General features: G+C 63.2%; 19 protein-coding genes. 14 read left to right on the top strand and 5 right to left on the bottom strand.

Annotated elements, in window-relative coordinates; all coding sequences use genetic code 11:
- Positions 1-39: 39 nt before the first annotated feature.
- From J5Y06_RS08005 to J5Y06_RS07990, 4 genes are read right to left on the bottom strand one after another with little or no spacing between them, the layout of a single operon-like run.
- Positions 40-2,460 (bottom strand): GumC family protein, encoded by a 2,421-nt coding sequence (locus J5Y06_RS08005; RefSeq protein WP_209334618.1) that lies wholly within the window; start codon positions 2,458-2,460, stop codon positions 40-42.
- A gap of 3 nt (positions 2,461-2,463) precedes the next feature.
- The gene (locus tag J5Y06_RS08000; RefSeq protein WP_209334617.1) at positions 2,464-3,189 is read right to left on the bottom strand and encodes a polysaccharide biosynthesis/export family protein; all 726 of its coding nucleotides are present in this window, start codon (positions 3,187-3,189) and stop codon (positions 2,464-2,466) included.
- Positions 3,186-3,983: a tyrosine-protein phosphatase gene (locus tag J5Y06_RS07995; RefSeq protein WP_209334616.1), complete on the bottom strand. Its 798-nt coding sequence runs from the start codon at positions 3,981-3,983 to the stop codon at positions 3,186-3,188. Before J5Y06_RS07995 ends, J5Y06_RS08000 begins: the two co-directional genes overlap by 4 nt.
- 10 nt (positions 3,984-3,993) lie before the next feature.
- The gene (locus J5Y06_RS07990; RefSeq protein ID WP_342453387.1) at positions 3,994-5,307 is read right to left on the bottom strand and encodes a sugar transferase; all 1,314 of its coding nucleotides are present in this window, start codon (positions 5,305-5,307) and stop codon (positions 3,994-3,996) included.
- 179 nt (positions 5,308-5,486) lie between these two features.
- Between J5Y06_RS07990 and asnB the strand changes: the two genes are divergently transcribed.
- From asnB to J5Y06_RS07965, 5 genes are all read left to right on the top strand, one after another.
- On the top strand, positions 5,487-7,337 hold the full coding sequence (gene asnB / locus J5Y06_RS07985; RefSeq protein WP_245247702.1) for an asparagine synthase (glutamine-hydrolyzing): 1,851 nt from the start codon (positions 5,487-5,489) through the stop codon (positions 7,335-7,337).
- 41 nt (positions 7,338-7,378) lie between these two features.
- Positions 7,379-8,278 carry a glycosyltransferase family 2 protein gene (locus J5Y06_RS07980; RefSeq protein WP_245247701.1) on the top strand — a complete coding sequence of 300 codons (900 nt, stop codon included), beginning with the start codon at positions 7,379-7,381 and terminating at the stop codon, positions 8,276-8,278.
- The gene (locus J5Y06_RS07975; protein WP_209334613.1) at positions 8,275-9,102 is read left to right on the top strand and encodes an FkbM family methyltransferase; all 828 of its coding nucleotides are present in this window, start codon (positions 8,275-8,277) and stop codon (positions 9,100-9,102) included. Before J5Y06_RS07980 ends, J5Y06_RS07975 begins: the two co-directional genes overlap by 4 nt.
- A gap of 86 nt (positions 9,103-9,188) precedes the next feature.
- Positions 9,189-10,238 (top strand): glycosyltransferase, encoded by a 1,050-nt coding sequence (locus tag J5Y06_RS07970; RefSeq protein WP_209334612.1) that lies wholly within the window; start codon positions 9,189-9,191, stop codon positions 10,236-10,238.
- Positions 10,235-11,401, top strand: a complete 1,167-nt coding sequence (locus J5Y06_RS07965) for a CgeB family protein (protein ID WP_209334611.1) — start codon at positions 10,235-10,237, stop codon at positions 11,399-11,401. Before J5Y06_RS07970 ends, J5Y06_RS07965 begins: the two co-directional genes overlap by 4 nt.
- Here the strand turns inward: J5Y06_RS07965 and J5Y06_RS07960 are convergent.
- On the bottom strand, positions 11,308-12,978 hold the full coding sequence (locus tag J5Y06_RS07960; protein ID WP_209334610.1) for a DUF2793 domain-containing protein: 1,671 nt from the start codon (positions 12,976-12,978) through the stop codon (positions 11,308-11,310). The two genes, J5Y06_RS07965 and J5Y06_RS07960, sit on opposite strands and share 94 nt — an antisense overlap.
- A 217-nt stretch (positions 12,979-13,195) precedes the next feature.
- Between J5Y06_RS07960 and J5Y06_RS07955 the strand changes: the two genes are divergently transcribed.
- The 9 genes from J5Y06_RS07955 to J5Y06_RS07915 all read left to right on the top strand — a co-directional run bounded on the left by J5Y06_RS07955 (position 13,196) and on the right by J5Y06_RS07915 (position 26,370).
- Positions 13,196-13,909 (top strand): class I SAM-dependent methyltransferase, encoded by a 714-nt coding sequence (locus J5Y06_RS07955; RefSeq protein ID WP_209334609.1) that lies wholly within the window; start codon positions 13,196-13,198, stop codon positions 13,907-13,909.
- A complete protein-coding gene (locus tag J5Y06_RS07950) occupies positions 13,906-15,381 on the top strand; it encodes a hypothetical protein (protein ID WP_209334608.1) in 1,476 nt (491 codons plus the stop codon). The genes J5Y06_RS07955 and J5Y06_RS07950 overlap by 4 nt, the downstream gene beginning before the upstream one ends.
- A complete protein-coding gene (locus tag J5Y06_RS07945) occupies positions 15,378-16,070 on the top strand; it encodes a class I SAM-dependent methyltransferase (protein ID WP_209334607.1) in 693 nt (230 codons plus the stop codon). The genes J5Y06_RS07950 and J5Y06_RS07945 overlap by 4 nt, the downstream gene beginning before the upstream one ends.
- The gene (locus J5Y06_RS23260; RefSeq protein ID WP_385931434.1) at positions 16,070-17,197 is read left to right on the top strand and encodes a glycosyltransferase family 4 protein; all 1,128 of its coding nucleotides are present in this window, start codon (positions 16,070-16,072) and stop codon (positions 17,195-17,197) included. Before J5Y06_RS07945 ends, J5Y06_RS23260 begins: the two co-directional genes overlap by 1 nt.
- Before the next feature lie 1,603 nt (positions 17,198-18,800).
- Entirely contained in the window at positions 18,801-20,906 is a 2,106-nt protein-coding gene (locus tag J5Y06_RS07935; protein WP_245247700.1) for a bi-domain-containing oxidoreductase, read from the top strand.
- Between the two features lie 7 nt (positions 20,907-20,913).
- Positions 20,914-22,005 carry a non-hydrolyzing UDP-N-acetylglucosamine 2-epimerase gene (wecB, locus tag J5Y06_RS07930; protein WP_209334605.1) on the top strand — a complete coding sequence of 364 codons (1,092 nt, stop codon included), beginning with the start codon at positions 20,914-20,916 and terminating at the stop codon, positions 22,003-22,005.
- Positions 22,005-23,636, top strand: a complete 1,632-nt coding sequence (locus J5Y06_RS07925; protein ID WP_245247731.1) for a heparinase II/III family protein — start codon at positions 22,005-22,007, stop codon at positions 23,634-23,636. The genes wecB and J5Y06_RS07925 overlap by 1 nt, the downstream gene beginning before the upstream one ends.
- Before the next feature lie 83 nt (positions 23,637-23,719).
- Positions 23,720-24,976, top strand: coding sequence for a glycosyltransferase family 4 protein (locus J5Y06_RS07920; protein ID WP_209334603.1), 1,257 nt, complete (start codon positions 23,720-23,722; stop codon positions 24,974-24,976).
- Positions 24,973-26,370, top strand: coding sequence for a nucleotide sugar dehydrogenase (locus J5Y06_RS07915; RefSeq protein ID WP_209334602.1), 1,398 nt, complete (start codon positions 24,973-24,975; stop codon positions 26,368-26,370). The genes J5Y06_RS07920 and J5Y06_RS07915 overlap by 4 nt, the downstream gene beginning before the upstream one ends.
- Positions 26,371-26,389: the final 19 nt, after the last annotated feature.

Here is a 26,389-nt window from a genome sequence, read left to right as displayed (position 1 = left end):
ATCGACAACTGAGCGGAAAAGCGTCTTGCGGCCGGTGCGCTACCAGTTGGGGCGAAGACCGCCGCGACGCTTGCGGCTGCCCCTTATCCCCCGGCGGAGGCCAGCCACCATTGCGTCGCGTAGCCCTTTCAGGCCGAGCGGCGGAACATGCGCGTCTCCGTAATAGTCCCACACGATGCTACGCGGCGGTGCCGGGTCCTTGCGCGGCTCAGGGTCTTTGCGCTTCGCTTCCTTTGCGTCAGACGGGGCGGCATAACCGTAAGCGTAGGCGCCATCGAAGTCCTGCTTGCGACACCGCGACAGCGTTGCTCCAACGACGTTTGCGCCCGCAGCGCGCAAGCGGCTCAAGGCGAGCAGAGCGGACCGGCGGCTCACCTGTCTGGCTGACACAACCAGCAGGGTCGCGTCCGCGAGGCGCGACAGCACGGGCGCATCGGACAGGCCTCCTACGGGCGGACCATCCACCACCACAAGGTCGTAGCGACGCTGAAACGCGTCAAACAAGACGCTCGTCCGTTGTGCAGACAGGAGATCCACTGGATTTGCGGCGATCGGCCCGGCGGTGAGCACCATCAGGTTTGGTGCCGCGATGTGGAACAGCCGCGAGAACGTCTTTCGCGTCACGGCTTTGGCCAGGATGTTGCTGAGACCGTTGCGGTTGGCGAGCTTCATGCGGCGGTGAATCGAGGGGCGGCGCAGATCGGCATCCACAAGAAGCACTCGCTGCCCCAGCACGGCGAAGTCGCTGGCAATCTTGCAGGCGGTGGTGGTTTTGCCTTCGCCCGGCTCGGCACTGGTCACCAGAAGAACACGCGGAGCGCCGCCGTCGGCAAACTGCAGTGATGTGCGAAGCGATCGATAGGCTTCCGACAGCTCCGACCTCGCATCAAGCAGGGCATTCTCGACTTCGTCTTCTCCGACCACGGGAAGCGCACTCAGCACCGGCACCTTGAGATGCGCTTCCACCTGTTCGGGCGTCCGGAAGGCATTGTTCAGCAGCTCGAGGAGGTAAAGGGCGAAGCCCGCCAGCCCGGTCGCGATCACCAGCGAAACAAAAAGGGCGTGCGACAGGCGCGGCGCAATCGGGATGGTTGGCACTGTTGCTTGTTCGAGAACGGTGACGCTTTGGGACCTGATCTCGGCACCCACTCCCACTTCGTTCAGCTTGTCGACCAGACCATCATATTGGGAACGGAAGGCATCCACCTCACGCTTCAGAATGGTGAAGTTGATCGCGCGATCGGCATAGGCCGCATGATCCACCTTGAGGGCGACAAGCTTGGCCTCGATCTCGCGCTCCTTGGCGACCGCTTCCGCGTGCCTTTGCTGGACCGACGCGAGCACAGCCTGCGTGAGTTCCTCCAGTTGTCCCTGGTATTCCACAATCTGCGCACGCAGCATGCGCATGTCCGGGTAATCGGCCTTGAAGAAGCGCAGGTTCTGCTGATACGTCGCGCTCAGCTCCACGATCTTGCTGCGAATTTCCAGCGCAGTGCGGTTTTCCAGCACAGCCTCGAGCCGATTGCCATTGCCAGCTTCGATCTGCTCCACCAGGCTTTCCGCCGCGAGCCGCTCCCCGATGGCATCGCCGAGGGCGGCGTTGATCGCGCGCATGTTCTGCTCGATCAGCGATCCCCCGCTGCCTTCGAGCGTCAGCCCCTGCTCCTTGGCATAGGCAACCAAGGCCGTTTCGGCAGTTTGCAGCCGGCCTTTCACACCGAGCACTTGGTTCTCGATGAAGTCGCGCGCAACCGTCGTGGTCCGCTCCGTTTCCGCAAGGCGCTGGTCGATATAGCTTTGGGCGTGCTGATTGGCGATCGCCATCGCCAGCTTGGGGTCTGCATCCGCGTAGCTGATGGTAAGAATGCCGGTGTTGCGGGTCAGGCTCACTGCAAGGTTGGCCTGCACTCGTGCGATCGCTCTTTCTTCGCGTTCGGGCAGGCTGAGATCCGCCAGCGCGGCGCCGGTCTCTCCCAGGAGCTGGTTGATCAGCCGCCTGGGTGACAGCCCGGGTTGCGGAACCAGGAAGGCGGGCTTTTCCGCAAGGCCGAGGGCACGCACCGTGCGCTCGGCGACGCTTCTGCTTTTCAGCTTTTCAATCGCGGTTTGGAAGGCGCGGATGTCGGCCGCTTCGTGCACCACCTCGAGGTCGCGCACCACCCGGGCCGAAGGCGCGGAAATCTCGATCCGAGCCGCTGCCCGATAGATCTGTGTTTGCGTCAGGAAGAAAGCCAATCCCGCGCAAAGCCCCGCCAGAACGAAGCTCGCGATCAACAGGCGATATCGCACCAGGTGGGAAAGGAGCTGACGCAGATCGAGCTGATTTCCCGCCGCGCCTTGTCCGCCATAGCTCAGATGCGCATCGAAGCTGTCATAAGCTGAGGGTGCGTAAGGCAAACCGGAGCGGAACGCGCCCACCCCATAGTCGTAAGCAGGCTGGCGGGCGATCCGGTCAAGCATCGGTCACAGTCCGAGCGCCGCCAGACTACCGACGCTTGCCGCAGCGCCAAGTAGGTCCTTGAGCTCGTGTCGCACCAGCTTGGCGGCCGAGCTTGGCACCACAACCATGTCGCCGCCAAAGATGTGGGGGTCGGGACTGCGGCCGTTTCTCAAGGCTACGACATCAAAAACGGCAACGTAGCGAAGGCCGCCGGAAGGGCGGAACACCAGAACTTTCCTGTTGTTTGCGAGGCTGCTAAAATTTCCGGCCTGTGCAATTACCTGCAGCAAGGTCGATCGAGCCGTCACCGGATAGATGCCGGCCCGGTTGACTTCGCCGTCCACCGTGACCTGCTGTCCAACCGACTCCTTGACGAAAACCGAAACCTGAGGCGACTGGAGGTAGTCGCGAGCATAAGCAAGCGCGATGGTGTTTTCGAGTTCCCGCTGCGAAGCGCCGGCAGCCTCGATGCTGCCCACCAGCGGCAGTGCGATCTCCCCGTTGGCGTCGACCCGGACTGTTCGGTCGAGTTGCGCCGCACCGTAAACGTTGACCGTCAGGACATCGTTGGCGACGATCTGCGGATTGCCGTCCGCTGCGGTGGTCGGTTCGGGCAGGGCTCCCGTCAGAACCGTGGTGCCAATCACCTGCTGCTCGCCGGAAAAAAGGGAAGGCTCGTAGTTCGAAGCGGTCGTGCAGCCGCTCACGGCCAGCAAGCCCAGGATCAGGCACCTGAAGACGGGTCTCAAACCCGGTCTCCGGCGGCGGGGCTAAGCTGGCCTCCCGCTGGCAGGAAGGCTGTCACACCCCGCCGGGGGTCGATGGCCGCTTCCGTCCGCGGCGCGATCAGGGCCGCAGGCGTGCCGTGCACCATGTCATGAGCAGCCGCTTCGCCCACCCACAAGGCTGCGCGGTCGCGGGCGGCGCTGAGGAGCGGCGGGCGCCGTTGCTCGTCATGCGCATCGGTGGCGATCACATCCACCAGCCTGTGATCCAGCATGTATTCAGACCAGAAACGAGCGCGGCTGCCAAACCGTCCCAGAAGCGAGCCGGCTGTGATCTGCATCACCGCTCCCTGCTTCTGAAGGGCGAGAAGGAGATCGGCGCGCGCTTCGATCCAGCGCAAGCGCTCCGGATGAGCAATCACGGGGCGGTACCCGGCCGCTTGGAGCCCAGCAATGAAACCGATGACCCGGGGCGGCAGCGCGGCCGACGGGAGCTCGAGCAAAAATGCGGAGCCCCGCCCCAGACAGGGCAGCACGCGGTTGTGCAGGCCGCCAACGAGATCCGGCGTCAGATGAATTTCCGCGCCCAGGGAAAGCTTCAGCGGGATCTCCGCGCGGTTCAGGACCTCCCGGAAAAGCGCGAGGCGTGCCGAAATGCGGAGGCCCGTGTTGGGGTGGAGCCCCGGCACGATATGCGGTGTGCAGACGCAATGGCGGATCCCATCCCGAACGGCGATCCGCGCCATGGCCAATGCGCTGGCGAGATCGGGGGCGCCGTCATCGAGACCGGGCAGGATATGGCTGTGAAGGTCGATCAATGCGCCACCCTCACCTCGCCCCGAAGCCGGTCACGATCGTGCGCAGGGTGCGCAGCGCAATCAGCACATCAAGCCAGTTGGAAAAATAGGCGATGTAGTAGAGGTCCAGGCCTAGCTTGTCCCGCACGCTGTCGACGGTGGTGACATGTCCCTGGTTCACCTGCGCCCAGCCGGTGATCCCGGGCCGCACGATATGGCGGTAGCTGTAAAAGGCGATCTCGTCATCATAATGCGCCGACAAGGGCAGCGCTTCCGGACGAGGTCCGATCCAGCTCATTTCTCCGCGCAGGATGTTGATGATCTGCGGCAACTCGTCGAGCCGTGTGCGGCGCAACCACTTGCCAACGGGGGTGATGCGGCGATCATGCGGCAAGGTGCGAGCGTGTTCGCGCCGTTCTTCGAGGCTGATGGCTTGCGCCTCCTCGTGGCGCATCGTCCGGAATTTGACGACCCTGATGACACGGCCGCGATGGCCAAGCCTCGGCTGGACGAAAAACACCGGGCCCGGCGTGTCGAGGCGGATCGCCAAGGCGATCAAGGCTGCCAGCGGCAGCGCGGGCAAGAAAACCAGCAGCGCGACGACAAAGTCAGCCGCATGCTTCAAGCGGAAATAAAGCCTGTTCGGATTAAGCGAACCGAACGTGTTTTCCGACAGATGCTCGATCTCGACACGCCCGGTGAGGGACTCGCGGATGCGTTTGAAATGGTACACGGGAACGCCCGCCAGCGCCGCACGGGCGATGAAGCGGGTCCAGTCCGCGCCATGGTCCGCACGAAGGTCGACCACGATGCCGTCCCAGCGGTGCCACCCGGCCTCGGGCTCTTTCAGCCAGTCCCAGGACACGCCCCGGATCTGCTCCAGCGTTTTCGCTGCACCTCCGGGCACAACCGCCAATCGGAGCGTCTGCGCGCGACGGCCGATTGCCGTGTGCGCATAGGCCCAAACAAGAGCAAGACTATAGCTCAGCAAAAAGTCCTGGCGTGAATATTCAAGCCGGAAAAAGAAGAAGACAACGATCACTGCGGCAAACGACGTCGTGAAAGCCGGAAGGATGTAGCTCGAAGCTGAGACGCCCGGGAAGCCGACGAGGCGACGGTGAAGGTAGTAGCCGCCCAGCAGCGCGGAAAGGGCGCCAACCGTCATCTTGACGTCTGCGGGGTACAGCATGGGAGGAAGGTTGAAGCCGTTCCGAAGGAGCGCTGGAAACAGCACGCAAAGAAGCAGACCGCCGAGCAGGTGGTAGCGCAAGCGCATCGCGCAGCGAAGATCCGGTCGCGCCGACAACACGTCGAGCATCGACGTTTTGAGCCCAATCTGCTCCACCCGCGCCCCCACGCACTACTAAAAAGGACACCATGATCAGGCACCGGCACAGCATACTAGGTTGCGCTTGACCCCACCTGTTGAACACAACCGTACAGGAAACGTTAAACTGCGCAATCCCAGATTTTTACTTTCTGTAAACTATTCCTCTTGATTTCAGATCGTTCGTCAGAGCAGATATGGAGCAGAGTAGCTTCGGAGTTGGTGTACAAGTGTGTGGTATCACGGGTCAGTACCAGTACACCAGGACGTCCAGATCTGGTTTCGCTTTCCAAACAGCTTCCGCAGCAGAGTATATGTCCGCGCGAGGCCCGGATGGCGATGGCTTGATCACCCTCGATAACGGCGACCTGGTTTTTGCCCATCGTCGGCTTTCCATTATCGACCCCACGAAGCGGGCCACGCAGCCGATGGGGGAAGCAACTGGGCGGTTGCACATCACCTTCAACGGCGAGATCTACAATCACCGCGACCTTCGCAGCGACCTCGCCGCGCGCGGCTACACCTTCAAAACAGCGTCCGACACCGAGGTGATCCTCAATCTTTATCTGCAAAGAGGCGCGGAGGCCGTCCATGCCCTTCAGGGTATGTTTGCTTTCGCGATCTTTGATCAGCAGGAGAAAACACTTTTCGTTGCGCGCGATCCCTATGGGATCAAGCCATTTTACTACAGCGACGACGGTCGAAGTTTTTCCTTTGCTTCGCAGGTCAAGGCGCTTCTTACCGGCGGCGTGGACGACACCGTTGATCCGGCCGGGATCGCTGGCTTTGCCCTGCTCGGTCATGTCCCCGAGCCCTTCACGACTCATCGCGCCATCAAGGCTTTGCCTGCCGGACATCACCTGACAATCAGAAACGGAGTGGTGGGATCTCCCACCCGCTTCGCCTCGCCGGGCGCTGTGCTTGCCACACGCGCTGCCAATGTGCCGCTGCGAGAGGCCATGCGTGCAACGCAGGACGCTGTGCGCGCTAGCCTTTTCCGACACCTCGAAGCCGATGTGCCGATCGGGCTCTTCTTGTCGGCCGGGCTGGACTCCGCTGCCCTTCTCGGCGCCTTGCAGGACCTGCGCCCCAGCGACGCGCTGGCCGCCATCACACTGACCTTCGAGACCTTTTCGGGCACGGCGCAGGATGAAGAACGCGGCGCGCGCTCCGTGGCGGAGCATTATGGCGCCCGTCACCATGTCGAGCAGGTGGGCGAAGCGGAACTCAGCACCCTGTTGCCAGCAATCCTCCGCGATATGGACCAACCCAGCGTCGACGGCATCAACACCTGGCTCGTGGCGCGCGCGGCGCGTCAAACGGGGCTGAAGGTCGCTTTGTCGGGCATCGGCGGCGACGAGCTGTTCGGTGGCTATTCGACCTTCCGCACCGTGCCCGGGCTTGTGCGGGCGGCCGCCCGGCCCGCGGCGTTTCCCGGATTCGGCAAGGCTGCGCGGCACATCGGATCGACCCTGATGCCCACCCTACGGAAGGGCAATCCCAAGGCGCTGTCGCTTTTCGAATGGGGTGGCACGTGGCCGGGCGCGTATCTGCTCAGGCGAGGCCTTTTCATGCCGCATGAGCTGCCGAACCTGCTCGGGCGCGACTTCGCCAGCGCGGGGCTGGAGCGGCTGCAGCCGATGGCGCTGATCGGCACGTCGCTTGGCAGTGGGATCAGGGATCCCAAGCTTCGCGTGGCCGCGCTGGAGATCGACAACTACCTCAAGAACCAGCTCCTGCGCGACGCGGATTGGGCCGGCATGGCACATGGCGTGGAGATCCGCACCCCATTGGTGGATTACCGGCTGTTGCAGGATGTGGCGCCGTTTTTGTCAGCCGTGCTGCAGGCGGGCGGCAAAAGCGTGCTGGCCGAGATCCCACGCAAGCCGCTCCCGCCTTCGCTGCTGGCCCGATCGAAAAGCGGCTTTAGTATCCCTTCGGCACCTCTGCTCGGCACCGCAACTCTGCCCAATCCACGCCTGACATCAAGGATATGGGCGCGACAAGTGCTTGGGCATTTCAAGCAGATCGAGCAACTCGCCGCATGACCAGGTTGTCCGAGCATCGATCCCCCACATGCAGCCAACCGTTGTCGATCACGGCGGTGATCCTGACCTTCAACGAAGCGCTTCATATTGGTCGCTGTGTTTCCCGCATCGCACCGCTGGTGCAGCGCGTGCTGGTTGTGGACAGCTTTTCCACCGACGACACTGTGTCCATCGCCCAGGCACATGGGGCTGAGGTCGTGCAGCGGCCCTGGGTCACCTATGCCGATCAGTTCCAATGGGCGCTCGACCAGATGGATATCGAGACCGACTGGATCTTGCGCCTTGATGCGGACGAATATCTCGAAGACGCGCTGGTCGAGGAAATCAGGTCGGTGCTTCCCGGCCAGCCCGCGGCGGTCACCGGCCTCAGGCTCAAGCGCAAGGTGATCTTTCGTGGCCGCTGGATCCGCTTCGGCGGTCTGTATCCCACTATCCTGATGCGGCTCTGGCGGCCCGGCACAGGGCGTATCGAGCAACGCTGGATGGACGAACATATGGTTCTGACGCAGGGCCACGCCGTTACGCTCGATCACGATATGGTGGATGAGAACCTCAACGACATCTCGTGGTGGACGGACAAGCACAATGGCTACGCCACGCGCCAGATGCTGGACTTCCTTCAGCTCGAACATGACCTTCGCCCCGGCGACGCGACACTGGAAACGCAGCGGGATCAGGCCGGCTGGAAACGCGTGATCAAGAACCGCGTGTTCGGCCGCATGCCGCTTTATCTGCGCGGCACAGTGTACTTCCTGTTCCGCTTCTTCCTGTTGCTCGGGTTTCTCGACGGCCGCCAGGGCTTCCTGTTCCACTTCCTTCAGGGCTGGTGGAACTGGATGCTCGTGGATGCCAAGATCGATGAAGCGCGGCGCTTCATTGCGGCCAACGGTGTCGATGCGTTCAAGCAGCACATCCGGCAGCGCCACGGATATTCCCTATGAGCGCGGTGGCAGCTGTCCCGCAGACCGCTGTTCACCCGTTGCGTCGGCTGGCCGAATACGCGCTGCGCAACCTGGTTGTTCGCCGGCGCCTCCCGCCGGAGTTCGGGCGCCGGCTGATCTTTCTTTCACCGGCCAATCGCTTGCGTGCCCTGCAGTTCAATGTCGAACGGTTCGAGCCTGAGCTTCTTGGATATGTGCGCCGCTTCGTTCGATCCGGCATGACCGTGTGGGATATCGGCGCCAACATGGGCTCCTTTGCCTTTCCCGCCGCGCATGCTGTCGGATCCACGGGCGCCGTGCTAGCGATCGAGCCGGACCCTTTCAATCAGATGCTTTTGCATCGGTCCTTGGCTGCCAATCCGGATCTGTCGGTGACGATCGTACCGGCGGCGGTATCCGACCGCCTCGCGCTGTCGGCCCTTGAGATTGCCGCGCGCGGGCGAGCCGCCAACAGTTTGCGGGGAGCCGATCACGGCAGCCAGATGGGCGGCACGCGCACGACCTACCCGGTGGTCACGGTGACGCTGGACTGGCTTGCAGAGCAACAGCCCGCGCCCGACCTGATCAAGTGCGATGCGGAAGGCGCGGAAGTCTGGATCCTTACCGGTGGCACCGAGCTCCTGCGCGAAAAGCGGCCGCTCCTCATCATGGAAGTTCCGCGGGAGAACAGTTCCGTGGTGACGCGCCTCCTGCACGAACAGCGCTACGCGATCTTTGCCGCCAACCGTCCGATCTCGGCATCCGCTGCGCTGCCTGCGATCGGCGACAGCTGGGAAATCGTCGCCGTTCCCGAAGAGCGTGTCGACCATTGGAACGGCGCGTGAGGCGCTCACGGCCCCTGGTCGTCTGTGCGATTGGTGCGGCCTGGCCGGGCAATGAAGCGTCGGGGCCCAATCAGAGCTTCCTTGCCATGACCGACGCTTTGGGCGGCCAGTTCGACTTCCACTTGCTGGCGCGCGATCGCCCTTTCCGGGCAGAGGAAGGCTGCGCTTCCCGGCGAACGGCCGACCGGTTCACCGCATCCTATCTACGGGCGGGCAGCGGCTTGCCGCTGCGGCTCCTTCAGACCATCCACGGCCTGGCTCCGGATCTCGTTTGGCTGAACGGCTTCTTTGACCGCGAGTTCACCCTACCGCTCCTGCTTGCGCGGCGTGGTGGATTGTTGCCGGGCATGTCCGTATTGTTGTCTCCCCGTGGCGAGTTCAACCCGGGTGCGCTCGCGCAAAAGCCGCGCCGCAAGCAGGCATTCGTTGCCTTTGCAACACGCGGGCGCCTGCTGCAAACGGTGGCGCTGCACGCCACCGGCGCACTTGAGGAGAACGCTTGCCGGACGCTTTTTCCTGCGCACCGGACCCTGCAAAGCGCGGGCAACATCCGCCCTCTCCTTGTTCCGCTGCCCCATGTGCCGGGCGACAAGGTGCGGCTTGCCTTTCTCGGCCGCATCACACCGGTCAAAAACCTGCACCTCGCCCTCGAGGTCCTTGCAGGCGCGACGATCCCCCTGCAGTTCGACATCTACGGACCATCGGAGGACGCTGGCTATCTCCAAACATGTCGGGCGCTTGCCGAACGATTGCCGCCGCATGTTCAGGCCTCATTCAAGGGCGTTCTTCCCCAGCAACAGCTTGCCACCGTTCTTGCCGAAACCGATCTGTTGTTTCTGCCGAGCGCGGGCGAAAACTTTGGCCACGCCATCTTCGAGGCTCTGAGTTGCGGCGTCCCGGTTCTGATTTCGGACCAGACACCCTGGACAAGTCTTCGGCTGAATGGTGCGGGATGGGACCTGCCGCTCGGCAAGAAGGCTGACTTCCTTGAAGCGATCCAAGCGTTCGCAGGCTACGACGAGGGAACCAGGCTCAGCATGCGAGCCAATGCCCGTGCCTTGGCCGAAGACCATCATCGCCGCAACGACGCGGTGAGCCGAACGGAGATCATGCTTCGGGAGCTATGCGCTGCATGAGCGCGGATGTGTCTCCTCCCTCGTCCCTGCGTATCCTGGCCGTCAGCGAGACCTGGCAGGGTTCCAACGCTTATGCGTTTGTTCGCGCATTTCGCCGTGCCGGCCATTCCGTTCATGTGATTGCGGACGATGCCTTTGCCGGCACGCCCTGGAAAAGCGTTCCCATGCGGGCGGCCCGGCGCCTGCTTTGGCCCCTGATCATCCGGGAAGCGGAGGGCGCACTGGTTGAGCAGTCGAAAGCATTCCAGCCCCATCTCCTGTTTGCGTTCAAGGGCGTCATGGTCACGCCGGCTGCCGTGCGTTCGGTCCAGCAACAAGGCGGCGTCGCGATCAACTTCTGGCCCGATGTCAGCGTGGCGGCGCACGGAAGCCTGCCGCCGCAGGTCTTGCCGCTTTACAACTGGGTCTTCACCACCAAGAGCTTTGGCATCGCAGATATGGCGCGCCATGGTGTTTCCCGCGCGTCCTTTCTGCCGCATGGCTTTGATCCGGAAACCCACCGGCCTGCATCGCCGGACGCCCTGGATCCACGCCTCCCTTGTGCGGCCTCCTTTATCGGCACCTGGTCGCCGAAAAAGGAAGACATTCTGGCGGCACTCCTCCAGCGTCACGGAAAACTGGATCTCCGGATCTGGGGCGCGCAATGGCAGCGCGCATCCACCCTTCCCCCTCACGCACTGCAACAGCGGGAGATCACCGGCGCGTCCTATGCCGCCGCCATCAGCGCTTCCAGGATCAACATCGCTCTCCTCAGCGAAGCGCGTGCGGGCGCATCAAGTGGGGATCTCATCACCTCGCGGACGTTCCACATCCCTGCGTCCGGGGGCTTCATGCTGCATGAGCGCTCCGACGAGATTGGTGACTATTTTGCAGAGGACCGGGAAGCTGTCTTCTTCACAGGCGCGGACGAACTGGCCGACAAGATCCGTTTCTACCTGGCTCATGACGACCTTCGCCGCCGCATTGCGGCAGCGGGCCATCAACGAGCCCTGCGTTCAGGCTATTCGATAGACGATCGCGCCGCCGTGGTGCTCGCCAAGGCGCGCCAGCTTCTTTCGCAACAACAGCGCTATGCCACCACCGCACCAAGGGGCGCCGCCACCCTCCAGGCCGCGCCATCCGAACAGGCAAGGGTCGGCGCGCCGCTCGCATCCGAAACGTAAACGATTGCGCCGGCGCCCGCCGTGTTCGGCGCCGGAAGTGTGGCCACTGTGTAGCTTTTGAGACGGACCGGCCCGTCCACCACCAGCTTCGCGCCCGTCGGATAGGCCGCACCGCTGCCGATCCCGACATTGCCATCGAAAAGGTGGAAGATGATGGCGTTCGAAGCGCTTTTGTCGCGGAAGGCCAGCCGGGCGCTGTAATCGTAGGTAACCACGCCGGCAGTGTCGACGCTCCATTCCGTTGTGCGTCGGGTGCGCGCCGCAAGCGTTATGGAGGTCACCGACGCCGGCAGGGCGTTGTTTGTTTTGAAGCTTGTGTCGCTTAAAACGTCCGTCACGCGCGTGTTGGCCGGCACGTTGGTGCCAGTGATGCCGCGGCCGATCGCGGCTTCCGGCACGGCATTGGTGCCGGCCGTCGTCACGGTGGTGGTGCCGTCGGCGGTGACCGCAATCGCCGCCGATGCACCTTGCGTGACACCGCAGGCAAGAGCGAAGGTGGAAGCCAAGCCCCCCGGCGCTTCTGCAACAAAGGCGTCCGTGTTCATCCCGCGGGCTGTGGCCTTCGGCCCTGATGCATTGCGCGAGCCCGGCGCGCGCGGCGTGGACAGGGCGCGGCTCATCACCAGCAGGTCGCCATCGTCCACGTAAGGCAGAGCAATGGTGGAATCGGCGGCGGCGTTGCGCTGCCGATGCGGCGGCACATCGTTCTGGAGGTAGGTGGTGCTGATGCCGTCATAAACCAGCACGGCGTTGGTTTCGAAGTTGTAATCGATCTTCGGCTGGTGGTTGTTGCCTTGGAGGTAAAGCACGGTCTGCGCGAGGCTGACATTGCCGAAGGAGCCGTCATGCGCCCCCACCCAGCCGATCGGCCGGCGCTTGGCACCAGTTGTATCAATGACTTCGAGGAAGTTTTCGGTCCACGGCTTGAGCTGGTTCGCGTTGGAATAGAACTTCGATTCCATGTGCCAGGCGGCATATTGCCGGTTCGGATCGGCTTTCAGGGCAACGCCCGCCATGTTGATGCCGGATGCAAACACGTCGTCGATATAGGTCGGCTCGTTGCTGGGCCCGTTGCTCCAGGAGGCGGCCTGGTAATAGCTGCGCCAATCGTAGCCGCCGGTTGTCGCGACCGCCGTGGTATCGAGCCTGTGGGTCAAGCCGGTTGCTGCAAGCGCTTGGACAACCGCACCGGTGATGGCACCCGAACCGCCGCTTTCGCCTCCTCCGCCGGCGTTCTGACCGACTTCCGCCCAGCCGCCATTGTGGTGCACAAGCAAGACGGCCTCGTTCTGTACCCAGGCCGTCCAGCCGCTTTGCGGCGCGTAGAATGCCCAGGCCCCATCCTGCCAAGCGGCGAGAAACCCGACGTGATCCGCCCAGGGCTCGACTGCGCCGGAGGGCACAAGATAGCGATCGCCTTCCGCCGGGCTTGGCGGTGGCATTGCCACATTCCGCGCGAGAACAGCGATCTGCACCAATGCGTCCAGGGCACGGATCGCCTCGTTGTGGGTCACATGCTTCTGCGCCTGCGAAGGCATGATGTAGGGCAGCGAAAGATTGGGAGAGATCTCGTTCATGGGAAGGGTTCCTGCGTCACCTGTTCTTCAAGATGCCGCGCGTTTCTCCACCCGTGGATGAACTTCTCCGCGTTGTGCTTGCGATCTGCCGCTTCAGGCGTGTTGTTGACGCAATTTTGTTCACGCCTTTTTCTACAACCCGCCTCACGCGAAAGGAGTTGATCTTTTCTCCTTGCGGCGAAATACTGGTTCTTCTTCCGGCGAGTTGTTGTTCAGCGTGAGTACGCGTTCTCTCCAGGCGATCTGCTACCCTTCGCCCCGTTTCGACGGCACGCGCATCTTTTACCATTGGCTTGGCAGCGTGCTCCATTCGGACATGCATGTGCTGAACCTGGGTGCCGGCCCACAGACGGGGCATCCGCTGCGCATCCTGAAAGGTCGTGTTCGCCAAGTGGTGGGCGCCGATATCGACCCGATCGTTCTAGACAACGAGGAACTCGACGCCGCGGTTCTGATTGGGGCGGACGGCACGCTGCCCTTCCCCGACGCCTGCTTCGACACGGTCTTCAGCGACTATGTTCTCGAACATGTCGAAGATCCCGGCCGGTTCTTCGGTGAAGTGCGGCGGGTGCTGAAACCCGGCGGCAGCTTCTTTTTCCGGACTCCTAATCTTTTCCATTATGTTGCGATCGCAGCTCGTTGCACACCGCACTGGTTCCACCACCTCGTGGCCAACAGGGTCCGGGGCGCTGCGAAAGACCAGCACGCGCCTTGGCCGACCTTTTACCGCGCCAACACGAGGAGGCGGTTGCAGAACCTTGCGCACGCGAGCGGCTTCCAAAGCTGCGACTTGCGGATGGTAGAAACCGATCCCGCTTACCTCAGCTTCTTCGCGCCACTCTATCTTTTGGGCGTTGCCTACGAACGAACAGTCAACGCGCATCATGCCTTGTCCGGCATGCGCGCCAATATCTTCGGCCGACTGCAATGAGGGGCTGCAGTTCTGGCCGCGACGTCGCCGCTTGGGAACTCCTTTGGCTGGCCGGCCTTGTTGGCTTCTACCTGGTTGCAGGGTTGTTCGGCGACGTCGCCGCACAACCGTTAGTGAACTTCGTTGGACCTCCGTGGCTCGCAGCGGTGCTTGTCGCGGGCGCCATCCAGGTGGCGCGGCGCAATCCCTTCGCCTTGTGGACCGGCTTGTTCTGGATGCGCCTCGCCACGGCGACCTACTTCGGCATTGGGTCGGTGGCCGAAGGGCTGATGAACAAGGTGACCCATGCCGAGCTGATGGCTTTCTACGACGCCACCGAAGCGGAAATCGCCAAGTTCAACCTGCTGGCAGCGTCATGCAGCCTTGTGATCCTGTCCACGGTGTTCGCCGCCGCGCGCGTGTGGCCGCAACAGGCCTTGCCTCGGAAACCGGCCGGCAATGACCGCCTCATGCTCGTAGCCGCCTTCTTGTTCGGCACTGTGGGATTTGCCGTTAAGTACCTGTTTATCTTTCCCAAAGCGATGGGCGCGTTGGGCGAAGACACCGTTCTGCCGGGGCTGCTGACGCAACTCGTGTGGCTTGCTCCCGTAGCCACCTTTCTTGCCACGCTCTGGTGCCTGCGCAACAATCCGCGCTGGCTCGCGCTCGTGCTTCTTTTCGTTGCGGCGGATGCTTTTGCGGGTCTCCTTCGCTTCTCAAAGGCCGACGCGCTGCTGCCAGTCTTGATGTTCGGCATCGCCGTGCTGCAGCATCGCTTTTCGCTGCGTCGCCTTTTCCTGGCGGTCGCCTTGGCTGTCGCTACCTTCCCCTTCCTGCAGATGGCCACCATGGATGGTCGGGCACAGCTGGCCGATCGGTATGGCACCATTCATACTGCTTCATTTGCCGAGCGCCTGGGCATCCTTTCCGACTTCGCCGCGCACGGGCCAAACGAACGGCACGACGAGCTCCAAGGAAGCCTGCTGCGCATCGCCTATGTCCATGCGGCCGCTCCCGCGCTTTCGCTTTTCGATTCCGGACAAGCCGGCAACTCGCTGACATATCTGCCTTATCTCCTTGTTCCCCGCGTCCTGTGGCCGGACAAGCCGTTGTTCGACATGGGGCGGGACTACACAATCCTTCTCACGGGTTCAGAAACCTCGTCCACCTGGATGGGCTACTTTGCGGAAGCCTATTGGAATCTCGGCTGGGCGGGTGTCCCGCTGGTCATGGTCCCGCTTGGCCTGATCTTCTTTGCGACCGGACGCTATGCCTTTTGGACCCTGACCCACGGCCAGTGGCTGCATTTCCCTGCCGTGTTCCTCGGCATGTATATGGGCGCTCGCATGGACGGGCTGCTTGCCGGGGACGTCGGCGCAAGCCTGTTGACCATCGCTGCGGTATACCCAGGAGCGACCCTCCTCACGGCGATTGTTCGCGACGTTGGGGGCGGATCCTCCATTCGGCGAGCGCGCGGAGCGCAAGCAGCATGAGCGACGCCGTTGCCTGGCATGACGGGATAGCCGACCGGTTCGACGCCGCTTACACGCGGGCGCGCGGCTTTCGCGAGCGCAAGATGGTGTGGAGCCGCCTGATCTCCCGTTACGCACCGGCAGGGGCACGGGTGCTGGACGCCGGTTGTGGGTCCGGCGTGCTCACCGCGGTAGCGGCTGAACACGCTGCGCATGTGCTGGCAGTCGATGGAAGCGCGGCCATGCTGGACCTTGCGCGCCGGCGCATAGCCATCGAAGGGCTCGCTCATGTGGTGCTGCGTCTTGCGATGATCGACGAACGGGTACTGGCGCAAGAGGCGCCCTTCGATCTGGTGCTTTGTTCCAGCGTGCTGGAATATGTCGACGATTTCTGGGGCACCGTCGACACACTCGTTTCGGCGCTGGCTCATGACGGCATGTTGTTGTTCTCGGTGCCGAATTCCCACAGCGTCTACCGCCATGCCGAGCGGCTCATGTTTCGCCTTTGCGGATGGCCGCGCTACCGGCGGCATGTCCGGCACATCATCGCCTTGGAAGCGCTGCAGAGAGAACTGGCGCAGCGGAACCTGGAGGTAATGGAAACGGTCTACTACGCGCCGGCACCGGTGCTTTCACCGGTGTTGCGCGCGCTCGGGGCGGCACGCTTCTCCGACACGCTTGTTGTTCTGGCCTGCCGGCACCGCCGCTGATGGCTCGGATCCTCATCGGCACGGCCACGCTCCAGCCAGGCGGCGGCATCGCGAAGGTGGCACGGTTGACTGCGCGGGTCCTCGGGGAAGCCGGCCATGACGTGCGGATCGTCACCTATCTCGACGGGGTGCAGCAAGACGGAACCTTCGGTGCCGGGGGAAGTCGCGCCCGCTTCCTTTTGAAAACGCAGTGGGAAGGCTGGCGGGGAGATCTGTGCATCTATGACAGCGCGAGTTTGGCGCGCGTCCATCCGCACTGGCCGCGCCGTCCTCACGTTGTCTGGTTGCATGGCGCGGAAGCCTGGGAGGCGCTGCGTCCAAGCGGACTAACTGCCCTGCGAAGGGCAGATCGCGTGCTGGCGGTGTCGCAGCATTCCCTGCTTCGCTTCGAAGCCCTGCACGGCTCTCTTCCTGCCGCACGTGTGTGTTCGCTCGGAACGGAGGAGGACACGCCGCCGCAAACGGCGACAACGGCCAAAGAGCCGCTTGTGCTGATGGTCGGCCGGATCGACGCGGAGGAGAACTACAAGGGTCACGATCTCACCGTCGACATCTGGCCCTCTGTCGTGGCCGCCCTTCCCGAGGCGCGATTGACGATTGCCGGCACAGGCTCAGGTCTCCCCGCGCTCCAAGCAAGGATCGCCGCATCTCCCGTTGCAGCCTCCATTGACGCCCTCGGGTTCGTCCCATCCCGCGCGCTGGATGACCTGTGGGCACGTGCGGGCTTGTTTGCGATGCCCTCGCGCGGCGAAGGCTTTGGCCTCGTTTACGTCGAAGCCATGCGACACGGCGTTCCGGTGATCACGAGCACGCAGGACGCAGGTCAGGAGGTCAACGTCGACGGCGTGACGGGAGCGTGCGTGGATCTTTCAAAGCCCGGCACGCTTGCGGCTGCCATCATCCGGCTCCTGGGTGACCCCGTGCTGCGAACGAAAATGGGGCGTGCCGCGCAGGCTCGTTGGCTTGACCAATACCGATACAGCGCGTTGCGGTCACGCCTGCTGCCGCTGTTGGAAGATCTGCTGCCAGCGAAGCTTCGCGTGTCGCCGCAAAGTGGAAGGGGACGCGACAATCATGACGGGTACAGCGGCGAACAGGATCCACAACATCGCTTCCAGGCTGGGTGATGCAGGAGGAAGCAGCAGGCCGACAAAGCCGCACCAGCCTGCGCTTCCAATTCCTCCGAGCACGCAGGCGCGGTAATATGGCGCGAGTGGCCCCCGCAGTTCGCGGCGGGCGAGCACGGGCAGAACCAGCCCCATCCCGACGCCTTCCCCGAGCGCCAGGGCCGCAGCTGCGCCAACAATGCCATAGGTGGGCATTGCGAGCGCCATTGCGCTTAGTCCGATGGCAAGCTGGACGATCCAGGCAAGGGCGTTCGGCCGAGCGCGGTTGGTGAAGGCAAGGTACTTCGCGATCGGCTGCGCAATCGCGGACACCACGATCCCGCAGCCGAGCCACACCGCAACAAGTAGATCGAAAGGCACCGTGCCGCCGGTCCAGATGGACAGAATGGCCTCTCCGAACAGGATCAACCCAACACCGGCAGCCGCAGAGGTCGCAGCCAGAAACCGACCCAATGCGCTCAAACGGCTGGTATCGGCGGCACTGGATGTCGCGCCGCCCGCAATCTCGATGCCGACGGCAATCGACAGCATCGTGGCGACCTGCTTGGCAAATCCCGCCAAGGTGCGGATCAACAGGAAGGCCACAAGAGCAGGGCCACCGAGGCCCGCAATGCCCATTGCCAGCACAGGCAACTGCAACCAGGCAACAGGCGCGCATTGCTCCACCGCAAGCCAGCGCGCATCCTTCCAGATGGGAAGGAACGCTCGCCAGCTTGGCCGGGCCACTCGCCAGTGCAAGTGAGGCAGCGAGCGACGGAGGTCCCAAACGGCCAGCCCGATGCCGAAGACGATCTGGCAGGCGAGATAAGCGGCAGCCAGGGCAACGGGACCCGCGTCAACACTGATCGCAAGAGCAGTACTCCCAAGCAGTGCGGCCGTTCCAAGGAGCGCCACGATACTGCCTCTCACATAGAGCCCATGGCCTCGGTAAAGCTGCGAGATGCTGCCTCGCATCACCATCAAGATGGTGAACAGGCTGAGCATCACAAAAACATCTGACGCGCCTTCTTCTGTCGAAAGGTTCAGCGCCGAGGGCAGGTCGACCAAAGCGAGAAAGACCAGTGCCAGCGCAAGCAGAACAATGCCTTGAACAAGCGCGTTGCCGAGTGCGGTGGCCAGCATTCGATCCGACCCGGCGTGATCGCCGGCGGCGTGGTTTCGCTGCCAGACGTTGCCGTTGTAGACGTTGAGGCCAAGCTCACCCAGTTGAAGCAAACCGGTGATGGACAGCAGGATCGCCCAGTCAGCATAGCCATTGGGCCCCCAGGCCTGGACCAGAAGGCCAACGGCGACGACGCGCTCGACGATCATCAACACGAGCGCGAGGATCTGAACGGCGAAGTTGCGGCTGACCCGCGCAAGCATGATCAGGAACGCTCGCTCAACCGCTGAACGCCATAGGTGGCATGGAGGCGCTCCGACGCGCGACGCGACTGGTAGATCATTGGATACATATCGCACCCCAAAGCATTTCGAAGTCACGCGCAGAACAACAACAGGGCTGCACTTCTTCTTTGCTTTTCAGCATACTTGCAGTTGCACACAATTGCATATAGCAATTCTTGACGGCGCGTATTGCCGTGGCCGGGGGGCCTTGCGTAACATGAAGATGGTTGTTCAGCATCTGGGCGATGGCCGCACGGAGGTGGCCGATGCTCCTGCACCTGCCCTCAGGCGCAATCATCTTCTTGTCCGCTCAAGCCGCAGTCTCATTTCGCCTGGTACGGAGCGCATGCTGGTGTCGTTCGGCAAGGCCGGGCTGATCGGCAAGGCCCGCGCCCAGCCGGAACGGCTTCGCGACGTGATCGCCAAGGCGCGTACGGATGGCGTGCTGTCGACGCTGGATGCGGTTCGCGCCAAGCTCGACCGCCCGCTTGCCCTAGGCTACTGCAACGTCGGAACCGTGGTTGATGCCGGCCCAGGTACCAGCGAATGGCGCGTCGGCGACCGCATTGCGTCCAACGGCAGCCATGCCGAGATCATTTCCGTGCCCGCGACGCTTTGCGCGCGCGTTCCAGATGCCGTGAGCGATGATCAAGCCGCCTTCACGGTGATCACGGCCATCGCTTTACAAGGGCTGCGCCTCGCGCAGCCCACATTCGGTGAGTGCGTGGCCGTGATCGGCCTCGGGCTCGTCGGTTTGCTGACGGTGCAACTGCTGCACGCCCAGGGGTGCCGCGTGCTCGGCCTCGACTTCGATCCTGCGCGCGTCGCGCTGGCCGCGCAGTTCGGCGCCGAAACGGTCACACTGGGAAGCCAGGCTCCCTTGCCTGTTGCACAGGCTTTTTCGCGAGCTCGCGGAATCGACGCGGTGGTGATTGCAGCCGCCACCCGCAGCAGCGATCCGGTGCGCCTCGCAGCCACGATGTCACGCAAACGCGGGCGGATCGTGCTTGTGGGCGTGAGTGGGCTGCAGCTCGATCGGGCAGACTTCTACGAGAAAGAACTGTCGTTCCAGGTATCGTGCTCCTACGGGCCCGGCCGGCATGATCCAGCCTATGAAGAAGCCGGCCAGGATTACCCTGCCCCTTTCGTGCGCTGGACTGCTCAGCGCAACTTCGAAGCTGCCCTCGACACCATGGCGGCCGGCCAACTGCAGCTGGAACCGCTGATTTCCCATCGCTTCGCCATCGATCAGGCGGAAGCGGCCTACGAGTTGGTGGACAGTGCGGCGCCCTCGCTCGGGATCCTGCTCAGCTATCCCGAGCGGCAGCAGGAGCCAAAACCCCTCGCCCCCCAAGTGGTGCCGTTTCGCCCACCCTCGCCCGGAAGAAATCCCGCGGTCGGGGTCATCGGTGCTGGGGATTATGCGATGCGGACCCTGCTCCCAGCATTCAAGCGCGCGGACGCATCATTTCATGAGGTCGTGGCGCGCAACGGTCTTGCCGCACTCCACGCCCAGCGCAGGTTCGGTTTCCATCATGCGGGCACAAGCGTGGAGGCGCTGCTGCACAACGCCGCCGTCGAAGCGGTTGTGATCGCCACGCGTCATTCCTCCCACGCGGCACTGGTTGCCGCGGCTCTAAACGCTGGCAAGCATGTCTTTGTTGAAAAGCCCCTTGCTGTAGATCGCGAAGGTCTTGCGTCCGTGCAAGAGGCATGGACCGCAAGCCGCGGCCTGTCACAACCGCCGCTGCTCACCGTCGGTTTCAACCGTCGGTTCGCCCCGCATGTTGCGGCCGTGAAGCAGACGCTTGTTCGGCGCAGCGGTCCGGCAACCCTCATAATGACCGTCAATGCCGGCATCGTTCCTGCCAGCCACTGGACGCAACAAGACGAAGAAGGCGGGCGCATCACCGGCGAAGCCTGCCACTTCGTGGATCTCCTGCGCCATCTGGCAGGAGCTCCGATTACGCAGGCAAGCGCTTGCGGCCGCGGCGATGTCGCCACGCTGCAGCTTGCCTTCACGAACGGCTGCACCGGAACCGTGCATTACCTTGCCAATGGCGCCAGCACTTTTCCGAAGGAGCGGCTCGAAGTGTTCTGCGACGGTACCATCACCGTCATCGACAACTTCCGCCGCATCCGCAGCTTTGGACGTCCCGCCGTACGGCCGATGCCCCTTTGGCGGCAGAACAAGGGCCAGGATGGGTGCGCAGCGGCCTTTCTGCAGGCGATCCGCAACAACGGCCCGGAGCCTATTCCCGCCGAGGAACTGTTTGAGGTCGCGCGCGTGACGCTCGACCTTGCCGAGACCCTGCGCCGGTAATCCGTTCATGACGCTCATCGACGTGATTGCCGGCGCGCGGCCGAACTTCATCAAGATCGCCGCCATCATGGCGGCACTTGAGGCGCATCGTGCGGCAGGGGGGCACCTGCGCGCGCGCCTCGTTCATACCGGCCAGCACTACGACCAGGCGATGTCGCAGAGCTTCTTCGACGAACTCGGCATTCCGCAGCCGGACATCAACCTCGGCGCCGGTAGCGGCAGCCAGGCGACGCAGACCGGCGCGATCATGATCGGCTACGAGGCGCTGCTTGCCCGACAGCGCAGTGCGGCCTGCGTGGTGGTTGGCGATGTCACCTCGACACTGGCCTGTGCGCTGGTCAGTCAGAAGGCCGGCATTCCGGTTGCCCATGTGGAAGGCGGCATTCGCTCGGGCGACTGGTCGATGCCCGAAGAAATCAATCGGCTCGCCACCGATGCCATCACCAACTGGTTCTTCACGACGAGCGAAGTGGCCAACGCCAACCTGCGGGCCGGCGGTGTTGCCGAGAGCCGCATCTTCTTTGTCGGCAACACGATGATCGACACGCTGCTTGCCCATCGGGATCGGTTCCGAGCACCGGCTTTCGCGGGCGACCTCCATCCGGGGCGCTACTTCGTTCTGACGCTGCATCGTCCCGCAAATGTGGATTGCCCTCAGGTGCTGTCGCAGCTTCTGCACACGGTCTGCCAAGCCGCAGCCGGGCTGCCCGTAATTTTTCCGGTTCATCCCCGAACGCGGTCGGTGCTTGCCGCCTGCGGTCCGATGCCGGTTACGCTCAGAACCGTGGACCCGCAGCCTTACCTTGCCTTCAACTTCCTTGTGGAGCACGCCAAGGCGGTGATCACCGACTCCGGCGGCGTTTCAGAAGAAACCACCGTGTTGCAGGTGCCCTGCCTCACCTTGCGCAGCACAACCGAGCGGCCGGAAACCGTCGCCCTCGGAACAAACGAGATCCTTGGCAGCGATCCCGACCGGCTTCGCGATGCAATGCGCCGCGTGCTTGCCGGACAATGGAAGACCGGCATCATTCCCCCGCTCTGGGACGGTCAAGCCGGCACGCGCATCGTTGCAGCACTCGGCCGGTTGCTCCCCGCGTGATGTGGCGCGTCCTGCTTTACGGCCAAACGGTCCGCCATCTTCGCATCGGCCAGATTTTTCACCGGCTCCGTTTTCGCTTCATCCGCCCGGGCGTAGACACGCGTCCGCCGCCACCGCTGCGGCCACGCCTCGGTTCCTGGACCCCGTCGGCAGAACGGGTTGCCAGCATGACGGGTCCGCAGAGCTTTTCCTTTCTCGGCCAGGAAGGCACAGTTGTGGACGGGTGGAATCCTTCAAACCAGTCCCGACTTTGGCGCTACAACCTCCACTACTTCGATGATCTCACCGCAACGGACGCGGCGGAACGGCGGGCCTGGCACACGGCGCTGATCGCCTTCTGGATCCGCGACAATCCTCCCGCACGCGGCACTGGCTGGGAGCCCTACCCGACCGCGCGGCGCATCGTGAACTGGATCAAGGCGGAACAAGCCGGCCTGCCGCTCGGGCCGGATGCCGTGACAAGCCTGGCCATGCAGGCGCGCTGGCTCAAGACGCGCGTCGAGCATCATCTTTCAGGCAATCACCTCCTGGCGAACGCGATTGCGCTTTGCTTCGCCGGGCTGCGCTTCCAGGGCGATGAAGCCGAAGATTGGTATGCCACGGGCAGCGCGATCCTGCTGCGCGAATTGCCCCAACAGATCCTGCCGGATGGCGGCCATTACGAGCGCAGCCCGATGTATCACTCCCTCGTGCTGGTGGATCTGCTGGATCTCCTAAACCTTCGGCGCTGTTTGGCTTCCACCGCCGACCCACCTACAGCTCTCGCGGCGTCAACCATCGAGCCGATGCTTGCTTGGCTTCGAGGCATGACGCATCCGGACGGCGACATCAGCTTCTTCAACGACACAGCGCTGGAAGTGGCGGCGCAGCCTTCCGCGCTGATGGCTTATGCGGAGCGCCTCGGCTTCACGCCGCCCCCGCCGCCACCGGTCGGGCTGTCAGGCTTTGCCGCATCGGGCTACTGGCGGCTGCAAACCCACCGCGCCGTTCTTCTGGCCGATGTCGCCGAGCTCGGGCCGGATCACCAGCCCGGCCATGCGCATGCCGACACCTTGTCCTTCGAACTGTCGCTCGGCGGAGAGCGCGTGCTGGTAAACTCAGGCACGTCCGACTACGCCACCGGCCTGGAACGGCAAAGGCAGCGCGGAACGGCAGCGCACAACACGGTTGTGTTGGACGATCGGGATTCGTCGGAAGTGTGGGCTGCCTTTCGCGTGGCCCGTCGCGCGCGGCCACGCCTGCATCTTGCCAGCGCCGGCGAGCACCAGATGCGCCTCGTTGCGGATCATGACGGGTATGCTCGGCTCCGCGGCAAACCGATCCACAAACGTGAATGGGTGCTGGACACCAACAGCCTCCAAGTGACGGACGAGCTTTCAGGACCGCCACGACTGGCGATCGCACGTTTTCATTTTGCGCCGGAAATCACACTCCTTCACCACAGGCAGACCGGGTCCGCTACCGGAGCGGTCCGCGAAATCCTGCAGTGGACCTGCGATGCCGGCACCGCCTGGGTGGAGGCGGCCACCTACCACCCTCGCTTCGGAGAAAGCATGCCGACGCAGTGTCTTTGCGTCAGGCTGGAAGGAAACAGATCGTCCTTGAAGTTTATTTTCGCTTCAGCCTCCTGAGCTACTTGTAATCTGAATAATGTTTGTCACACTACAAGACGTTAACTTTGCGTTAGTCATGCGTATCTTGAGTGTCGTGCAACATGCACATCCTTTTCCTTTCGGACAACTTCGTTCCTGAGGTCAATGCTCCGGCAAGCCGCACCTACGAGCACTGCCGCGAATGGGTCGCGGCAGGCCACCAGGTGACGGTGATCACCGGAGTGCCGAACTTCCCACGCGGCATCGTTTATCCGGGCTACCGCAACAAGCTTTGGCAAAGCGAAACCATCAGCGGTATCCGGGTGGTCCGCGTCGGTACCTTGATCTTCGCCAATGAAGGGTTCTTGTGGAGGACCCTCGATTATCTGAGCTTCATGCTCAGCGCCGCCATCGCGGCCTGCTTCGTGCGACGCGTCGATGTGGTGGTCGGCACCTCGCCGCAGTTCTTCACCGCTTGTGCCGCCTGGCTTGTCGGCGCGGTTCGACGCCTCCACTTCGTAATGGAAGTCCGCGATCTTTGGCCGGAGTCGATCCGCGCCGTGGGTGCCATGAAATCCACGTGGCTCCTCGCACTAATGGAGAAGGTCGAGCTCTTTCTTTACCGTAGGGCGGCGCTGATCGTGACGGTGACCCGAGCCACCAAGCGCATCCTCGCGGCACGCGGGATCGATGCGGATAAGATCACCGTTGTCACCAATGGCGCGGATCTCCGACGCTTCCAGCCCATGCCCAAAGATCCGCAGCTTTCCGCGCAGATGCGGCTCAGCGACACCTTCGTGGTCGGCTACATCGGCACTCACGGGCTGGCGCACGGCTTGGACGCGCTGATCGACACCGCAAGGCTGCTGCGGGAACGCGGCGCGAACGATATCCGCATCCTGATGCTCGGCGACGGCGCCGAAAAACGCACGCTGCAAGCCCGCGCAGCGGATGAGGGCCTGTCCAACCTTCTTTTCCTCGACAGTGTGCCGAAGGATCAGGTCGCTCGCTTCTGGTCCCTGCTCGACCTTTCGGTGATCCACTTGCGCCGCGATCCACTTTTCGAAGCCGTGATCCCGTCCAAGCTGTTTGAGGCCATGGCGATGGGCATCCCCACCCTGCTCGGCGTGCGCGGAGAAGCCGCGGACATTGTGGCGCGCCATGGGGTCGGATTGCCGGTACCACCGGAAGATCCGGCCGCTCTGGCTGCCGCGATCCTTGCGCTCAAGAACGACCCGCAGGGTCGCGCCCGCATGCGGGTGAACTGCACCGCTGCCATCCGCAATTACACGCGTCCCGTTCTTGCAAGGCTCATGCTGCTGGCGATCGAAGCCGCTGTTCCTTCGCGCCGCGCGGCCCAGGAGATCGTTCTTCCATGACGCTCGACCTACTTCACGATCTTCTTCGCCCAGGACGGAGTTCGGCGGGTGGCGCACTCGCTGCAAATCCTCAACCGGATGTGGCTGCCCAACTGACGGCGCGGCTTCAAGCGCGCACCGCTCAGATCGGCATCATCGGACTGGGCTATGTCGGCCTGCCGCTCGCCGCCGCCTGTGGTCGGAGCGGGTTTGCGGTGACGGGGTTCGATATAGATCCGGTGAAGGTCGATGGGCTCAATGCCGGCCGGTCCCATATCGATGCGCTTCCATCGAGTGAGCTACAGCGGCTCCTCGATGCGGGCCGGTTCGCGGCAACAGACGATTTCAGGCGGCTGCGCGATTGCGACGTCATCGTGATCTGCGTGCCCACGCCACTTTCGCATCACAGGGAGCCAGACCTTCGCTATGTCGTCACCACGGCTGCGACCATTGCCGACAGTCTGCGCCTTGGCCAACTTGTCGTGCTGGAGTCCACCACTTACCCCGGCACCACCGAGGAGGTCGTAAAACCGCTTCTCCAAACCACCGGGCTGATTTCGGGCGCGGATTTCTTTCTGGCCTTTTCGCCCGAACGGGAAGACCCCGGCGCCACCCAGTTTTCCACCACCACCATTCCGAAAGTGGTGGGCGGCGACGGGGACGTGGCCGGCGGGCTTGCTGAGCACTTTTATTCGCTCGTGGTGGAGCGCATCGTGCGCGTCAATTCGCTCAAGATCGCGGAAGCCTCCAAAGTCACGGAAAACATCTTCCGAGCTGTCAACATCGCGCTCGTGAACGAGCTCAAGATCATCTACGACGCGATGGGCGTGGACGTTTGGGATGTGATCGACGCGGCCGCCACGAAGCCTTTCGGCTTCATGCCGTTCTACCCTGGGCCCGGTCTCGGCGGCCACTGCATCCCCATCGATCCCTTCTACCTCACCTGGAAAAGCAAGGAGTTCGGGATCAACACGAAGTTCATCGAGCTTGCCGGCGAGATCAACGCCTCCATGCCGGGCTATGTTCTGGCGCGCTTGGAACGCGAGCTTGACCGTCGACTCGGCTTGTCGCTCAGCCGCGCACGGCTGCTTGTGATTGGTTTGGCGTACAAGAAGAACGTTTCGGATATCCGCGAAAGCCCTGCCCTTGCGATCCTGGCGACCCTGCTTCAACGCGGCTGCCCGGCGGCCTACCACGACCCGCATGTACCGGAAATCCCCCGCACCCGTGAGCACGCAACCCTTGAAGGGCAGAAATCGGTTCCGCTCGAGGAGCGCTACGATGCAATCTTGATCGTGACCGATCACGACGCGGTGGATTATACGCGGCTTGCTGCCCTTGCGCCGCTTGTGGTGGATACGCGCAACGCCATGGCGCGGCGCCACCTGATCGCGGACCACATCGTGAAGACCTAGGCTAGCGACGCCTGAGCGT

Source organism: Tianweitania sediminis (genome assembly GCF_017813335.1).
Taxonomy (GTDB): Bacteria; Pseudomonadota; Alphaproteobacteria; order Rhizobiales; family Rhizobiaceae; genus Tianweitania; species Tianweitania sediminis.
The sequence above is the reverse complement of the archived record's forward strand: the minus strand, read 5'-3'. Positions and strand labels throughout refer to the sequence as shown.

What these genes read in the sequence shown, in the direction of transcription:
- J5Y06_RS07920 (WP_209334603.1), top strand. Translation starts at nt 23,720, where the DNA reads ATGCACATCCTTTTCCTTTCGGACAACTTCGTTCCTGAGGTCAATGCT.
- J5Y06_RS08005 (WP_209334618.1), bottom strand. Translation starts at nt 2,460, where the DNA reads ATGCTTGACCGGATCGCCCGCCAGCCTGCTTACGACTATGGGGTGGGC.
- J5Y06_RS07925 (WP_245247731.1), top strand. Translation starts at nt 22,005, where the DNA reads ATGTGGCGCGTCCTGCTTTACGGCCAAACGGTCCGCCATCTTCGCATC.
- J5Y06_RS07950 (WP_209334608.1), top strand. Translation starts at nt 13,906, where the DNA reads ATGAGGGGCTGCAGTTCTGGCCGCGACGTCGCCGCTTGGGAACTCCTT.
- J5Y06_RS07945 (WP_209334607.1), top strand. Translation starts at nt 15,378, where the DNA reads ATGAGCGACGCCGTTGCCTGGCATGACGGGATAGCCGACCGGTTCGAC.
- J5Y06_RS07970 (WP_209334612.1), top strand. Translation starts at nt 9,189, where the DNA reads ATGACCGACGCTTTGGGCGGCCAGTTCGACTTCCACTTGCTGGCGCGC.
- J5Y06_RS07965 (WP_209334611.1), top strand. Translation starts at nt 10,235, where the DNA reads ATGAGCGCGGATGTGTCTCCTCCCTCGTCCCTGCGTATCCTGGCCGTC.
- J5Y06_RS07975 (WP_209334613.1), top strand. Translation starts at nt 8,275, where the DNA reads ATGAGCGCGGTGGCAGCTGTCCCGCAGACCGCTGTTCACCCGTTGCGT.
- wecB (WP_209334605.1), top strand. Translation starts at nt 20,914, where the DNA reads ATGACGCTCATCGACGTGATTGCCGGCGCGCGGCCGAACTTCATCAAG.
- J5Y06_RS07935 (WP_245247700.1), top strand. Translation starts at nt 18,801, where the DNA reads ATGAAGATGGTTGTTCAGCATCTGGGCGATGGCCGCACGGAGGTGGCC.
- asnB (WP_245247702.1), top strand. Translation starts at nt 5,487, where the DNA reads ATGGAGCAGAGTAGCTTCGGAGTTGGTGTACAAGTGTGTGGTATCACG.
- J5Y06_RS23260 (WP_385931434.1), top strand. Translation starts at nt 16,070, where the DNA reads ATGGCTCGGATCCTCATCGGCACGGCCACGCTCCAGCCAGGCGGCGGC.
- J5Y06_RS07960 (WP_209334610.1), bottom strand. Translation starts at nt 12,978, where the DNA reads ATGAACGAGATCTCTCCCAATCTTTCGCTGCCCTACATCATGCCTTCG.
- J5Y06_RS07915 (WP_209334602.1), top strand. Translation starts at nt 24,973, where the DNA reads ATGACGCTCGACCTACTTCACGATCTTCTTCGCCCAGGACGGAGTTCG.